Annotated in this window: 12 protein-coding genes; 6 read left to right on the plus strand and 6 right to left on the minus strand. The window is 52.2% G+C overall.

The window, feature by feature from the left end; genetic code table 11:
- Positions 1-231 precede the first annotated feature (231 nt).
- Positions 232-834, plus strand: coding sequence for a response regulator transcription factor (locus tag IB196_RS01075; protein ID WP_005122485.1), 603 nt, complete (start codon positions 232-234; stop codon positions 832-834).
- Positions 835-852: 18 nt separating this feature from the next.
- Here the strand turns inward: IB196_RS01075 and IB196_RS01080 are convergent, their stop codons facing one another.
- Positions 853-1,203, minus strand: a complete 351-nt coding sequence (locus IB196_RS01080) for a lysozyme (RefSeq protein ID WP_040231649.1) — start codon at positions 1,201-1,203, stop codon at positions 853-855.
- 411 nt (positions 1,204-1,614) lie between these two features.
- Between IB196_RS01080 and IB196_RS01085 the strand changes: the two genes are divergently transcribed.
- Positions 1,615-3,204 carry an STY4199 family HEPN domain-containing protein gene (locus IB196_RS01085; protein ID WP_005122488.1) on the plus strand — a complete coding sequence of 530 codons (1,590 nt, stop codon included), beginning with the start codon at positions 1,615-1,617 and terminating at the stop codon, positions 3,202-3,204.
- Positions 3,205-3,242: 38 nt separating this feature from the next.
- On the opposite strand, the gene IB196_RS01090 is transcribed toward IB196_RS01085, so the two are convergent.
- Positions 3,243-4,892: an alpha,alpha-trehalase gene (locus IB196_RS01090; RefSeq protein WP_188231987.1), complete on the minus strand. Its 1,650-nt coding sequence runs from the start codon at positions 4,890-4,892 to the stop codon at positions 3,243-3,245.
- Positions 4,893-5,318: 426 nt separating this feature from the next.
- Between IB196_RS01090 and IB196_RS01095 the strand changes: the two genes are divergently transcribed.
- Positions 5,319-6,713 (plus strand): cytochrome-c peroxidase, encoded by a 1,395-nt coding sequence (locus IB196_RS01095; RefSeq protein ID WP_188231988.1) that lies wholly within the window; start codon positions 5,319-5,321, stop codon positions 6,711-6,713.
- 223 nt (positions 6,714-6,936) lie between these two features.
- On the opposite strand, the gene IB196_RS01100 is transcribed toward IB196_RS01095, so the two are convergent.
- A complete protein-coding gene (locus IB196_RS01100) occupies positions 6,937-7,068 on the minus strand; it encodes a hypothetical protein (protein WP_005122496.1) in 132 nt (43 codons plus the stop codon).
- Between the two features lie 27 nt (positions 7,069-7,095).
- Between IB196_RS01100 and dinQ the strand changes: the two genes are divergently transcribed.
- The gene (gene dinQ / locus IB196_RS01105; protein WP_003837776.1) at positions 7,096-7,179 is read left to right on the plus strand and encodes a damage-inducible type I toxin DinQ; all 84 of its coding nucleotides are present in this window, start codon (positions 7,096-7,098) and stop codon (positions 7,177-7,179) included.
- Positions 7,180-7,245: 66 nt separating this feature from the next.
- Here dinQ and gorA read toward each other — a convergent pair whose 3' ends face one another.
- Together gorA and IB196_RS01115 are read right to left on the minus strand one after the other, a co-directional pair.
- On the minus strand, positions 7,246-8,598 hold the full coding sequence (gorA, locus tag IB196_RS01110; protein WP_005122497.1) for a glutathione-disulfide reductase: 1,353 nt from the start codon (positions 8,596-8,598) through the stop codon (positions 7,246-7,248).
- Between the two features lie 104 nt (positions 8,599-8,702).
- Complete coding sequence (locus IB196_RS01115; protein ID WP_005122498.1) at positions 8,703-9,545, minus strand: 23S rRNA (adenine(2030)-N(6))-methyltransferase RlmJ; 843 nt, start codon at positions 9,543-9,545, stop codon at positions 8,703-8,705.
- A gap of 207 nt (positions 9,546-9,752) precedes the next feature.
- Here IB196_RS01115 and prlC point away from each other — a divergent pair, with 207 nt between their 5' ends.
- Together prlC and rsmJ are read left to right on the plus strand one after the other, a co-directional pair.
- Positions 9,753-11,795, plus strand: a complete 2,043-nt coding sequence (gene prlC / locus IB196_RS01120) for an oligopeptidase A (RefSeq protein ID WP_149691844.1) — start codon at positions 9,753-9,755, stop codon at positions 11,793-11,795.
- An 8-nt stretch (positions 11,796-11,803) separates the two neighbouring features.
- A complete protein-coding gene (rsmJ, locus tag IB196_RS01125; RefSeq protein ID WP_005122503.1) occupies positions 11,804-12,553 on the plus strand; it encodes a 16S rRNA (guanine(1516)-N(2))-methyltransferase RsmJ in 750 nt (249 codons plus the stop codon).
- A gap of 106 nt (positions 12,554-12,659) precedes the next feature.
- On the opposite strand, the gene IB196_RS01130 is transcribed toward rsmJ, so the two are convergent.
- Positions 12,660-13,859 (minus strand): NAD(P)/FAD-dependent oxidoreductase, encoded by a 1,200-nt coding sequence (locus IB196_RS01130; RefSeq protein WP_005122504.1) that lies wholly within the window; start codon positions 13,857-13,859, stop codon positions 12,660-12,662.
- Positions 13,860-13,908 lie beyond the last annotated feature (49 nt).

Here is a 13,908-nt window from a genome sequence, read left to right on the forward strand (position 1 = left end):
TTAATAAGGAATTCTGACCCTCGATAAATGAGGAATGTCTCAGAAATCTATCCTGTTCTGCCCGCTTTGTGTAATCCTTTTTCTTGAGCTGTAACTATTCATAACTCTTGCTTTTCTATTCTTTGCTTATCGGTAGAATGACCCCTGCCAAATGGTGAGTTCTTATTTTTCCTTATGAAGAATACCCTTTCGCGTCTCAAGGCTACTATTTTTTTAGACGGAGAGTTAATAATGCAGGTAATAATGTTTGACAGGCAGTCAATATTTATTCATGGAATGAATGTAAGTTTGCAGCAACGAATTCCAGGAGTGAATGTTCAGGGTGTCAGTCAGGCAGATGACCTTTGGCAAAAACTGGAAAACACCCCGGATGCGCTACTTATGCTGGACGGTGATCTCGACGGTGAGTTTTGCTGCAGCTTGTTGCAACAGATTGCACACTCTTTTTCAACGGTGAAGGTGCTGATCTCAGCCACTGATTGCAGTAAGAAATGGCTGCAGGATGTGATGCAATTAAACGTGCTGGCCATTGTACCACGTGACTCTGATGCAGAAACCTTTATTCTGGCGCTTAACAGCGTTGCGATGGGCATGATGTTTCTTCCCAGGGATCACTTAGCGACAAACGATAGCAGCAGGCAAAATATAAAAACATTAAGCGCCCGCCAGCGAGAGATCCTGACCATGCTGGCGGCTGGTGAGTCAAATAAACAAATTGGTCGGCTGTTAAATATCAGTACCGGAACGGTAAAAGCCCACCTTGAGTCACTTTATCAGCGCCTGGAAGTTAAAAACCGTACTCAGGCGGCAATGATGTTAAATGAATTTCTATAATTGATATTTATTTCACGGTCAGACGCTATCTGGCTGTGAAATATTAACCGACCACATTTCTGCGTGACAAAAGCGCGTTATCCCAACACTTAACATCCACGCAATAAAGACTTCTTGTTGAAACGGGTCGTTAAGTTGAGGTTTATTTGTGCGTATTAATGCTTTGCAGATATCCAGATCCGTGAGCAGCAGAGATTCTGCCTGCGCCATTGAAATGGGGGTAACAAAGGTTTCATCGGGTGTAATTTCATGCCCGTAGCCAATGACCCATACACCATTTTTATCCTGATACTTTTCCAGCGACAGGCCCTGCCATTGCTTGATAAATCCAATACCGGCGGAGGTAAAATGAGCGGCGCAATGCGGCATAATGATTTCTCTTAAAAGAAAAACAGTATAAAGATAATTATCAACAGACGTAGTTGCCATATGGCCATTTTTGGCCATAAACGTCTTACGACTTAAGGGGCGGCATTCACGTTTTAACCGGCTGAACATCCTGTCATCTCAGGCACTTTTCCCGATACGTTGCTGCGTCTTACCAGACATAGCCAGTCACCCTTCGTCATTGGGGATTGTCGCGCTGTTTTCCACACAGACACGGGTTTATCTCCAGAATAAATTTCAATGATTTTGCCGTTGTCACTGTAAAACGCATTTATTTGTTATATGAATGTATTCTGGTCTACAGCGGCACAATTCTGCGCTGTGCCACGTTTATAAAAAGATAACGAAATACATCGTGAGGCTGCACCTTTCTGGGCTCTTTTAGGGAAGATAATGACCAATAGCGCGTTACAGGCGACATGTGCGCCATTTGAACACTGTTTGGGGATCATCCGTCAGGCGTCGGTGGAAATTTTGCTTCTGTTAGGCGTACATGTGGCAGAGGGCAAAGATCCGCGTTGGTTTCTGGAGCAACTCGATCAGGCCCGACTGAACCTGGGCGGTTGGGGGGCTGTCGCCAGACGATTGCAGATGAATGATGCACAACTCAGCCAGTTCACGTTGCGTTTACGCCATCTTCAACAGAGCGTGCCTCAGTATGAAAGCGGTCAGGATGTCAGTGAAAACCAGCTGATTTCCGCGCTGCGTTTTGTGGCAGCACTGGAGCAATTACGCCAGCAACAGCCGCTCCTGAACTATCAAACCGATATCGAAATCGGGGAGCCGGATGCGCAGATGCGGGCGCAGCGTCAGCTTCGCGCAATAGAGTTAACGCTCAAAGCCCTCGTCGCCCGGGTATGGCCAGATCAGCATCCGCTAAACAGTTTCCTGAAGCAGCACTTTGGCGCCGAACGCTTGCGTCGCTGGTTAAAGCTGGGCGAAGGGCGTGATGCGCTGGACGGCATGTTGTTTAGCGAACTGGCGTTGATGGTGGTCGATAAGAAGCTATTTGTTCGCCACTTTACGCAGATTTTTAATGATACGTCAGTGTTGATGCTGTTTGTCGAACCGCGCTTAACGCTGCGAATGTTTCTGGATGATTGCCGACTGGCGCGAAACGCTGTCATTGCTCAGCAACCGCTGACGTCAGTACAGCTGATGCTGTTAAATTACCAGTACCAACAAATTACGCATTCTGTGCAGCGGGCGTTTGAAGAGCGCCGAACGCGTATCAATCCTGCATCGTATCTGGAATCTGATGAGCCGACGGTTCGTCAATTCTGGGAAACGGCAAGGCAAAAAGACGAGCAGGCTGGAGGCGATAAAAAGGAAATTGCCGACAGTATCGATCCTCCTGAAAAGCGAGCGCAGCGCACGGCCGAAGAGCGTGAACAGCTGATTTCCGGCATGCTGTGGGTGGCTGTCGGTGTCATGGTTCTGGCGATCTCGCTGGGCGCTTTCTGGCTATTTAATGCACCTGCACCGCAAGCATCTTCAGGGCAAACTGTTGAGATAGTGCAGGAAGAGCCGCGGCGTGATGCGCCTTCCGCGCGAGACTCGGTGACCCGAATGGGCATTACATGGGATACCTTTAATATGCGAGCGGCTATCGATCGCAACGATACCCGCGTCACGTCACTGTTCCTGCAAGGGGGGATGGACTGGAAGCTGGCGTGGACGGAGCAGGCATTTTCCGCAGGGAACACCGCAGTTCTGAAGCTGCTGCTGCGGTATCCCTCACAGATGGATGAGGCTAAACCCTGCCAGCAGTTTATGACTACGATCAGTCATGCCATGTCGAATGGTGCATCACTGACGTCACTGCATAAAAGCTACCTACAAAGTTTCTGCTCGACACCGGAGGTCGTTGCTCGTCAGCTGTATGATGTGGAACAGGCCCAACTGCGTGTGCGTGCAGATCCAAATGCAGAGAACAAGAAATGGCAGAAAATCCACACCGCGCTGTACGATGCCATTAACTAACGGCCCGATGCATTTCGTGGCATCAGGCCGTCAGACATTTACGGTTCACCGTACAAACCGATTAATCGGCGCACCACGCCATTCGTCCAGCCAAAGCCGTCCTGCAACGGATATTCCCCACCGCCGCCTTCGCGCGGCGTGCCGTCAGCGATATGGTATTTTTCGATTAGCCTGTGGTGTTCCTGATAAAAAATATTAACCGTTTTCAGCCAGTTACGGGCTATCTCATCGCCGAGATGGTCATCGCCATACAGTTTAAATCCCTGAATCGCCATCCATTGCAGCGGTGCCCAGCCGTTGGGTTTATCCCACTGTTCACCGGTTTCATACTCGGTTGCTAAAATGCCGCCTGGCGTGAGTAAGCGACTGCGTACCGTGTTGGCGAGTCGGTCAGCTTGTTCGTGGGTCGCCATGCCGACATACAGCGGAACGATGCTGGCGGCAGAGAAGAGGGCCATTTGCTCACGTCGCCAGTCGTAATCGCGATAGCAGCCATTTTCGTCGTCCCACAAATAGCGGTTCACGGCGGCACGGCGGTCGCTGGCTTTCTGGCGAAACAACGCTTCGGTATCTCGCTCTCCCTTTAATGCAGAAATGTTCGCAATCGTACTTTCCAGCTTGTAGAGGAACGCGTTCAGGTCAATCGGGATGAACTGGGTGGTGCGGATACTGGCGAGGCGACCGGCATCGCGCAACCAACGTGATGAATAATCCCAGCCGGAGGCCGCACCTGCACGCAGATCCCGATAAACCTCATTAGGTGGTCGGCCTGAATGCTTAGCCGTTTCTACGTCTTCAAGCCAGGACTCATCGCGCGGGGTATCACGATCGTCCCAATAGCGGTTGAGCAGAGAACCGTCCGGCATTCTGATCACGTGGCGGTACGCCTGATTAAGCACCAGCGAGTCGGCGCCATCCATCCAAAACGTGTACTCCATTTTGAGATGTTCAAGATAACGACGCGCACCGCGTACGCCATCCTCTTCAAACAGTTCGACCATTAGCGCGAAGACCGGTGGCTGGGAGCGGCTCAGATAGTAGGTGCGGTTGCCGTTCGGGATGTGACCATAGTTTTCGATCATCCAGGCAAAGTTATCTGCCATACATTTCAGTAAGTCTTCCCGGCCACTCTCCGCAAGACCCAGCATGGTGAAGTAGGAATCCCAATAGTAGGTTTCGCTAAAGCGTCCGCCTGGCACGATGTATGACTGCGGTAGCGCCAGCAGCGAAGACCAGGGAATATGATCCTGCGGCTCGCGAGTCAGCACGGGCCACAGTTGATCAATATGCTCTTTCAGCGAGCTTTCAGGGTCCGAAACATATTCGCTGGTGGGGGTTTCCGGCAGCCAGAAATGGTTCTCGACAAAGCGTTGCAGGTCAAAGTCCCGGTGGCGTTTAACCTTGCGATAGCGAATCAAAATATCCAGCGGGTCCATTTTGGGTGCGCAGTCTGGAAAGGTTTTGCTATCAGCAAACAGTTTTGATGACTGGACGTGTTCAAAAAGCTCAAGGTAACGATCGGCGGGGGTTAACGCGTCCGAGGCGGGAAGTCCCTCAATCATTTCCGGTTCAGGCTCCGCCTCAATCATTTCATCCAGCTTTAACTCGCACGGATCCATTTCATAAAGTAGATCGACGTCGATCGTCAGTTCTTCTGAAGGGGCGTGGGGTAGTTTCTGGTTGAGCATAATGAGAAAGACCTCCGGTAACTGTTGAAATGCTAAGGCTATTGCCTGGTTGTCTGTTAAGCGTAGACATTCGCTTCGATGCCGGGTGAGTAAAGCGTGCGGTCGATCACGTTTTTATGCTTTCCAACAATAAAGAAATAAAACTATCCCAATGATAACAATGAGAAATTTATAATTATTCACAATCTAAAACTATTTCATTTTCAGAACATTCGATTGCAACGAGGTGTGAATAGAACCAGGTAACGGCTCATTCTTATAATAGGCGCAGGCTATTCTATCGATAGTTCCCGCCCATGTAATTGATTGATACTTATCAAAAAAGTAATCCCCCTATTTCCTATGATGGTCAGGTCTGACAAAGACGGTGCATTAATTATTCTAATTTTCTGGGTCACAATAACTCACAACGGTGAGGGTAAAATAATGAAAACCATTACCCGTCTTACCGCGATGGCTATAGCAGGCATCGTGATTTGTTATTTTGGATTATCCGGTTATGTGTGGTATCACGATAATCAACGTAGTAAACAAGCTGATGTCCAGGCTTCTACGCTGGAAGAAAATAATAAAGTATTAGGGTTTTTACGCGAAAAAGGATGCGATTATTGTCATACCCCTTCAGCGGAATTACCTTTCTATTCTTCTTTTCCTGTCGCTAAACAGTTGATGAATTACGATATTCAACTGGGATATAAATCCTTCAATCTTGAAGCCGTACGTGCGGCACTGGTCGCGGATAAACCCGTTTCGCAAAGCGATCTGAATAAAATTGAATGGGTGATGCAGTACGATACTATGCCGCCGACGCGTTATACCGCGCTGCACTGGGCCGGTAAGATTAGTGATGCTGAACGCCAAGAGATTCTTGGCTGGGTAGCAAAACAACGTGAGCAGTACTACGCCAGCAGTGATACGGCAGCTCAACATCGCAATGAACCGGTTCAACCGATACCGGAAAGTATCCCGACAGATGCCCGTAAAGTGGCGCTCGGTTTCTCGCTCTATCATGACCCACGGATTTCCGGTGATAGCACGATTTCTTGTGCGCATTGCCATGCCCTGAATGCGGGCGGCGTGGATGGCAGAAAAACGTCAATCGGCGTGGGGGGCGCTGTCGGTCCTATTAATGCGCCGACGGTATTTAACTCGGTGTTTAATGTGGAGCAATTCTGGGATGGGCGTGCGCCGACGTTGCAAGCTCAGGCGGGGGGCCCGCCGTTAAATCCCATTGAAATGGCATCGAAATCCTGGGATGAAATTATCCAGAAACTGGATAAAGATCCGCTTCTGAAGCAACAATTTATCGCGGTTTATCCGCAGGGATTTAGTGGTGACAATATTACTGATGCGATTGCTGAGTTTGAAAAAACGCTGATTACGCCAAATTCGCCGTTTGATAAATGGCTACGTGGTGATGAAACGGCGTTAACTGCCCAGCAAAAAAAGGGTTATCAGCTGTTTAAGGATAATAAGTGTGCGACCTGTCATGGTGGTATTATTTTAGGCGGACGCTCATTTGAGCCCCTGGGGCTGAAAAAGGACTTTAATTTTGGTGAAGTCACTGCGGCAGATATTGGCCGGATGAACGTTACGAATGAATTACGTGACAAGCTGCGTCAGAAAGTGCCTGGTCTGCGTAACGTTGCGCTAACTGCACCTTATTTCCATCGTGGCGATGTACCGACGCTCGATGGCGCGGTAAAACTGATGCTGCGTTATCAGGTCGGTAAGGAACTGCCGCAGGAAGATATCGACGATATTGTGGCATTCCTTGAGAGTCTGAATGGGGTGTATACGCCGTATATGCAGGGTAAATAGACTTTGCCCTGGTCCTGATTCGGACGTAAAAAAACCGACTTCACGTCGGTTTTTTTACGCTTCAGCCCGAGTTGGTGGCTCTGGCCGGAGTGAGATAGTTATCATCTAACGCTTCAATCCTATTACCTTAACGGTACTATTGCAAGAATGCGCTGGCAGTTACGATTAAAAGAACTGTATACTTATCCAGTTGGCTCTGTAACTTATCCCTTCCGGACGCGCGCTAAACGCTTTCTAAGTCCTGATCGGCGAAACGGGTGGTGCCGTTGGCCGATGCTCTGGCCGGGGTGAGATAGTTATCATCTAACAATGGAGCATGCCCCGTGACAGGCAATGGATGAGTAAGCGGGTGCATTCTCACTCCATCTGATGGAGAAAACGGGTGATTGATAAAGCAATCATCGTTCTGGGAGCGTTAATCGCGTTGCTGGAGCTGATCCGCTATCTGCTGCAACTTTTGAACTGATAGCGGAAACGTAACTAAGGGCAAAGAGCTAACCTCTCTTTGCCCTTTAACACTCATGAAGTGCGATTAACGCATGGTCACGAACTCTTCTGCCGCCGTCGGGTGAATGGCAACGGTGTTATCGAAGTCTTTCTTGGTGGCGCCCATTTTCAGTGCCACCGCGAAGCCTTGCAGCATTTCGTCCATGCCAAAGCCGATGCCGTGAATACCGACAATCTTCTCTTCTGGCCCAACGCAGACCAGCTTCATGCGGCACGGTTGGCGGTGAGAGGTAACGGCGGTATACATCGCGGTAAACGATGATTTATACACTTTTATCTGGTCATCGCCGTGCTGTTCGCGTGCCTGCTGCTCGGTTAACCCTACAGTACCAATTGGCGGATGGCTGAAGACCACGGTTGGAATGTTGCTGTAGTCCAGATGCTCGTCCGGCTTGTTATTAAACAGACGTTCGGACAGACGACGGCCTGCGGCAACCGCAACCGGCGTCAGTTCAACGGCACCGGTATTATCGCCGACGGCATAAATCCCCGGAACGCTGGTGTTCTGGTATTTATCCACGACGATGTAGCCTTTTTCGTTGGTTTTCACACCCGTTGCAGCCAGATTGAAGTCGTCGGTTGCCGGTTCACGACCGATCGCCCAAATCAGGCAATCTACCGTTTCGCTACGACCATCTTCCAGTTGCAGAGTCAGGCTGCCGTCTGCATTTTTAACCACGGCTTTTGGAATAGCGTGAGTATGCAGGGTCGGGCCTTCAGTGTTCATCACTTCAACCAGGGTTTCGACAATCATCGGATCAAAGCTGCGCAGCGGCGCGTGTTTACGCACAAAGAGATGTGTTTGCGCGCCCAGACCGTTAATCACGCCAGCCAGTTCAACGGCGATGTAGCCAGCGCCGATGACCGCCACGCGTTTCGGCAGCGCGGGCAGCTCAAAGAAACCGTCGGAGTCGATGCCGTATTCCACACCCGGAATATTCGGATGGCTTGGGCGGCCGCCGGTCGCAATTAAAATATGATCGGCAGTGATTGTTTCACCGTTCACTTCAATGGTTTTAGCATCAACGAAGCGGGCAAAGCCTTTAATGACATCGACGTTATTTTTACCTAACACGTTATCATAAGAGGTATGGATGCGATCGATATAGGCGGTACGGCTGGCGATCAGTTTATCCCAATCAAACTTATTGATAGTGGTGTCGAAACCATAATCCGGGCCATACATATGAATAGCTTCGCGGATCTGCGCGGCATGCCACATCACTTTCTTCGGTACGCAGCCAACGTTGACGCAAGTGCCGCCTAACGCTTTGGCTTCAATCAGTGCGCATTTCTGGCCGTACATTGCCGCACGGTTAATGGAAGCAATACCGCCGCTGCCGCCGCCGATAGCGATGTAATCATAGTGCTTGGTCATGACCGCTCCTTCATGTTCATTGTAGGGCGGAGAAGCGTTATGCCATCCGCCAAAATATTCGCGATTGTATACCTGAATTTAAAAGGTTCCACCGATGGCTGCGATTACTCCGGCACGATCCAGCTGACGGAGGTGTGCCCGGTTCCTGCCGGAACCAGTTTGCTGTGTAGCCACGGCAGGACGTTGTTCATCTGCTGTTCCAGCTTCCACGGCGGGTTAATCACAATCATGCCGGAAGCCGTCATACCACGCTGATCGCTGTCCGGGCGCACCGCCAGCTCAATTTGCAGGATGCGGCGAATGCCGGTGTCTTCCAGATCATGAATCATACGTTTGATTTGCTGGCGCAGAACCACCGGATACCACAGCGCATAGGTGCCGGTCGCGAAACGCTTGTAGCCTTCGTTAATACCGGTGACCACCGCCTGGTAGTCGCTTTTGATTTCGTAGGGTGGATCGATAAGGATCAGCCCGCGACGGGAAACCGGCGGTAATTTCGCTTTTAACTGCTGATAACCATCGGCTTTGGCCACGCGCGCGCGCTCATCTTTCTGGAATTCGCCGCGCAGCAGAGGAAAGTCGCTCGGGTGCAGTTCTGTCAATTGCAGGCTGTCCTGCTCACGCAACAACTGGCGGGCAATCAGCGGAGAACCCGGGTAGTAGCGCAGCTGACCGCTGCGGTTGAAGTGCTGCACCACGCCAATGTAGGGTTCCAGTTCGGCTGGCAAATCGTCCTGTTGCCAGATACGGGCGATCCCTTCCAGATATTCACCGGTACGTTCGGCATGCTCACTGCTCAGCTGATAACGGCCAGCGCCAGCATGGGTATCCAGATAGAGAAACGGTTTTTCTTTCTCTTTGAGCGACTCGATGATCAGGCTCTGGACGGTGTGTTTCAGGACGTCGGCGTGGTTGCCTGCGTGATAACTGTGGCGATAACTGAGCATGGGTAATGAAATTCCGCTGAAATGACGATTTGCCACAGTTTACAGCAGATTGGCACAGATTACCCGTAGGCCCGGTAAGCGCAGCACCACCGGGCGTCTTTCCGTCACGGTTAGCATTGAAATCCTCTACACTTAACCCCATTCTACAAATAATATGTACAGCGCCGGATACGCGCTTCATTCACTCTTTTCAACAGGACCGCGCTAATGACCAATCCATTGCTGACTCCCTTCGAACTGCCACCGTTTTCTAAAATTCAGCCTGAGCATGTCGTGCCCGCTGTGACTAAGGCGCTAAACGATTGCCGCGAAAACGTTGAACGCGTGGTTGCGCAGGGCGCGCCGTATACCTGGGAAAATCTCTGCCAGCAGTTGGCGGAAGTGGACGATGTCCTGGGACGTATTTTCTCTCCGGTCAGTCACCTGAATTCGGTGAAAAACAGCCCGGAGCTGCGCGAAGCCTACGAACAAACGCTGCCGCTGTTGTCTGAATACAGCACCTGGGTTGGGCAACATGAGGGGCTGTACAAAGCCTACCGCGACCTGCGCGATGGCGATCATTACGCCACCCTGAACACCGCACAGAAAAAAGCGGTTGATAACGCGCTGCGCGATTTTGAGCTTTCTGGTATTGGCCTGCCGAAGGAAAAACAGCAGCGCTATGGTGAAATTGCCACCCGCCTGTCTGAGCTCGGCAACTTGTACAGCAATAACGTCCTTGATGCCACGATGGGCTGGACGAAGTTAGTCACCGACGAAGCCGAACTGGCAGGTATGCCGGAAAGCGCGCTGGCTGCGGCGAAGGCTCAGGCGGAAGCCAAAGAGCAGGAAGGCTATCTGTTAACGCTGGATATCCCAAGCTACCTGCCGGTGATGACCTACTGTGATAACCAGGGGCTGCGCGAAGAGATGTACCGCGCTTACTCCACCCGCGCGTCTGACCAGGGGCCAAACGCAGGTAAATGGGATAACAGCCCGATAATGGAAGAGATCCTCGCGCTGCGTCACGAACTGGCACAGCTGCTGGGCTTTGAAAGCTACGCCTTTAAATCGCTGGCCACCAAAATGGCGGAAAATCCGCAGCAGGTCCTCGACTTCCTGACCGATCTGGCGAAACGCGCCCGTCCACAGGGTGAGAAAGAGCTGGCCCAGTTGCGCGCCTTCGCGAAAGCGGAATTTGGCGTTGATGAGCTGCAGCCGTGGGATATCGCTTACTACAGCGAGAAACAAAAACAGCATCTCTACAGTATCAGCGACGAGCAGCTGCGTCCTTATTTCCCGGAGAACAAAGCCGTTAACGGTCTGTTTGAAGTGGTGAAACGTATTTACGGCATCACCGCCAAAGAGCGCACCGATGTTGACGTCTGGCACCCGGAAGTTCGCTTCTTCGAGCTGTATGACGAAAACAACGAGCTGCGCGGCAGCTTCTATCTGGATCTGTACGCGCGGGAACACAAACGTGGCGGAGCGTGGATGGACGACTGTGTCGGCCAGATGCGTAAAACCGACGGTACGTTGCAAAAACCGGTCGCTTATCTGACCTGTAACTTCAACCGTCCGGTGAACGGTAAACCGGCGCTGTTTACCCACGATGAAGTGATCACCCTGTTCCACGAGTTCGGCCACGGTCTGCACCATATGCTGACCCGTATCGAAACCGCCGGTGTTTCCGGTATCAACGGTGTGCCATGGGATGCGGTCGAACTGCCGAGCCAGTTTATGGAAAACTGGTGCTGGGAGCCGGAAGCATTGGCGTTTATTTCTGGTCACTTTGAGACCGGTGAACCGCTGCCGAAGGAACTGCTGGATAAAATGCTGGCGGCGAAAAACTACCAGGCTGCACTGTTTATTCTGCGTCAACTGGAGTTCGGTCTGTTTGATTTCCGTCTGCACGCGGAATTTAACCCGCAGCAGGGGGCGAAAATCCTTGAAACCCTGGCAGAGATTAAAAAGCAGGTTGCTGTGGTGCCGGGCCCAACCTGGGGCCGCTTCCCGCATGCCTTCAGCCACATTTTTGCTGGTGGCTACGCGGCGGGTTACTACAGCTATCTGTGGGCCGACGTACTGGCGGCAGATGCCTTCTCTCGCTTCGAAGATGAAGGGATTTTCAACCGTCAAACCGGACAATCGTTCCTCGATAATATCCTCACCCGTGGCGGTTCTGAAGAGCCTATGGAACTGTTCAAGCGCTTCCGTGGCCGCGAGCCACAGCTGGATGCAATGCTGGAGCATTACGGGATTAAAGGCTGATTATTCGCGTGAAAATCTGCTTACTTGATGAAACAGGCGCCGGAGACGGCGCCTTATCTGTTCTTGCCGCCCGCTGGGGACTGGAGCACGATGAAGACAACCTGATGGCGTTGGTGATGACAGCGGAGCATCTGGAACTGCGCAAACGCGATGAACCTAAACTCGGCGGTATCTTCGTTGATTTTGTCGGTGGGGCGATGGCCCACCGGCGCAAGTTTGGCGGTGGTCGTGGCGAAGCGGTGGCGAAGGCTGTCGGCATTAAAGGCGATTATCTGCCGGATGTGGTAGATGCTACCGCAGGACTGGGGCGTGATGCGTTTGTGCTGGCCTCCGTTGGCTGCCATGTACGGATGCTGGAACGTAATCCGGTGGTGGCGGCGCTGCTCGACGATGGCCTGGCCCGTGGTTATGCAGATCCGGAAATCGGGCTGTGGCTGCAGGAGCGATTACAACTGATCCATGCGTCCAGTCTGACGGCGTTGACCGATATCACGCCGCGCCCGCAGGTGGTGTACCTCGATCCGATGTTCCCGCATAAGCAGAAAAGCGCGCTGGTGAAAAAAGAGATGCGCGTGTTTCAGTCGCTGGTGGGGCCAGACTTAGATGCCGATGGGCTGCTGGAGCCGGCACGCCAATTGGCCACTAAACGTGTGGTAGTGAAGCGCCCGGACTACGCGCCGCCGCTGGCGGATGTCGCCACGCCGAACGCAGTAGTTACAAAAGGGCATCGGTTCGATATTTATGCGGGAACGGCATAGGCCAGATGGTCAGCTATAGTGCCCGATGGCGCTACGCTTATCGGGCCTACAGTTCGGCGCCGTTAGTAGGCCGGATAAGGCGTTAGCCGCCATCCGGCATCACGGGTTAAACAAACGGAGCATAAGGGTCGGCAATCTCAAATGCTACCGCACGGTCTGCTTTCGGCGGGTAAATCAGCTCGCTGACAATCGACACCTTCAGCTTTTTCGCTTCTGCGCGCGTCAGTTTCACCTGCTGATCCCATCCTTCGCTATACACCGCACCCCAGGCACCAAGATCCAGGCAGGTGACGTAGTTTTCCTGACGATACGGCAATGGCGCAACGTTCAGCAAGCTGGCGGCGGCGTTGTTACCGGCAAATTTGCCCAGTAAAATAGCGTGCTGGCAGGTCATTAGCGCGTGATTACCTTTGTCACCGGTGGCGGCGTAAGCCACATCGCCGGTGGCATAGATATCATCATGGCCGATGACCTGAAGGTTTGCGTCCACATGCAGGCGGCCCTGACGATCGCGCGGTGCGTCAATTTGCGCCGTTAGCCCGTTTGCCTGCACGCCAACCGTCCAGATAATGGTCTGTGAGGCGATGGTCTGCCCATTTTTCAGCGTTACGCCGGACGCATCCACGCACTCTACTTCCGTATTCACCCGCCATTCAACGCCCAGTTCGGCTGATGCCTGTGCGATGACATCCCGCAGCTCCTGACTCCAGCGTGCGCCCGGCTGTGCACCGCGTTCAACTACGACAACTCTGGTCTTAGCATTGGCACCCAAAATCTCGCGCAGACGGCCCGGTAATTCCAGCGCCATCTCAATCCCGGTAAAGCCGCCGCCGCAGACTACCACGGTATTACGAGCCTCGCTCTCTGGCTGCTGCGCCAGATCCTTAATGTGTTGTTCCAGTACGGCGGCACTTTCGAGCTGGTCGAGGTCGAAGGCGTGTTCTGCAGCACCGGCAACGGCGTCGCGGTTTACGTGACTGCCGCTGGCGAGTACCAGGCGGTCGTAGCGGCGTAGATGAATATCACCGTTGGCATCTTTCCAACTGACTTCTTTAGAGGCCGGGAGGATCTGCTCGACGTGACCTTGCAGGAAGTTAACGCCGGTGGCGTCGAATAACGGTTGCAGCGGGGCGACCAGCGTGTGGACCGCGCTTTCATAAAAACGCGGGCGTACACGCAGCTCTGGCTGAGGCGCAATCACCGTAATATCAATGGTTTGCTGGTATTTATCCGCCAGGCGTGCGGCGCTCAATGCTGCCCACATACCGGCAAAACCGGCGCCCACGATCAGAATTTGTTTTTGCATTGGTTTTATCTCACTGGTGACTACGATTTATTTACTCGGATTTTATTGG

This window comes from Citrobacter sp. C6_1, from assembly GCF_014596835.2.
Classification (GTDB): Bacteria; Pseudomonadota; Gammaproteobacteria; order Enterobacterales; family Enterobacteriaceae; genus Citrobacter; species Citrobacter pasteurii.

Excerpts from the sequence above, each read along its gene's own strand:
- IB196_RS01075 (WP_005122485.1), top strand. The coding sequence starts at position 232 with ATGCAGGTAATAATGTTTGACAGGCAGTCAATATTTATTCATGGAATG.
- IB196_RS01080 (WP_040231649.1), bottom strand. The coding sequence starts at position 1,203 with ATGCCGCATTGCGCCGCTCATTTTACCTCCGCCGGTATTGGATTTATC.
- IB196_RS01085 (WP_005122488.1), top strand. The coding sequence starts at position 1,615 with ATGACCAATAGCGCGTTACAGGCGACATGTGCGCCATTTGAACACTGT.
- IB196_RS01090 (WP_188231987.1), bottom strand. The coding sequence starts at position 4,892 with ATGCTCAACCAGAAACTACCCCACGCCCCTTCAGAAGAACTGACGATC.
- IB196_RS01095 (WP_188231988.1), top strand. The coding sequence starts at position 5,319 with ATGAAAACCATTACCCGTCTTACCGCGATGGCTATAGCAGGCATCGTG.
- IB196_RS01100 (WP_005122496.1), bottom strand. The coding sequence starts at position 7,068 with ATGCACCCGCTTACTCATCCATTGCCTGTCACGGGGCATGCTCCATTG.
- gorA (WP_005122497.1), bottom strand. The coding sequence starts at position 8,598 with ATGACCAAGCACTATGATTACATCGCTATCGGCGGCGGCAGCGGCGGT.
- IB196_RS01115 (WP_005122498.1), bottom strand. The coding sequence starts at position 9,545 with ATGCTCAGTTATCGCCACAGTTATCACGCAGGCAACCACGCCGACGTC.
- prlC (WP_149691844.1), top strand. The coding sequence starts at position 9,753 with ATGACCAATCCATTGCTGACTCCCTTCGAACTGCCACCGTTTTCTAAA.
- IB196_RS01130 (WP_005122504.1), bottom strand. The coding sequence starts at position 13,859 with ATGCAAAAACAAATTCTGATCGTGGGCGCCGGTTTTGCCGGTATGTGG.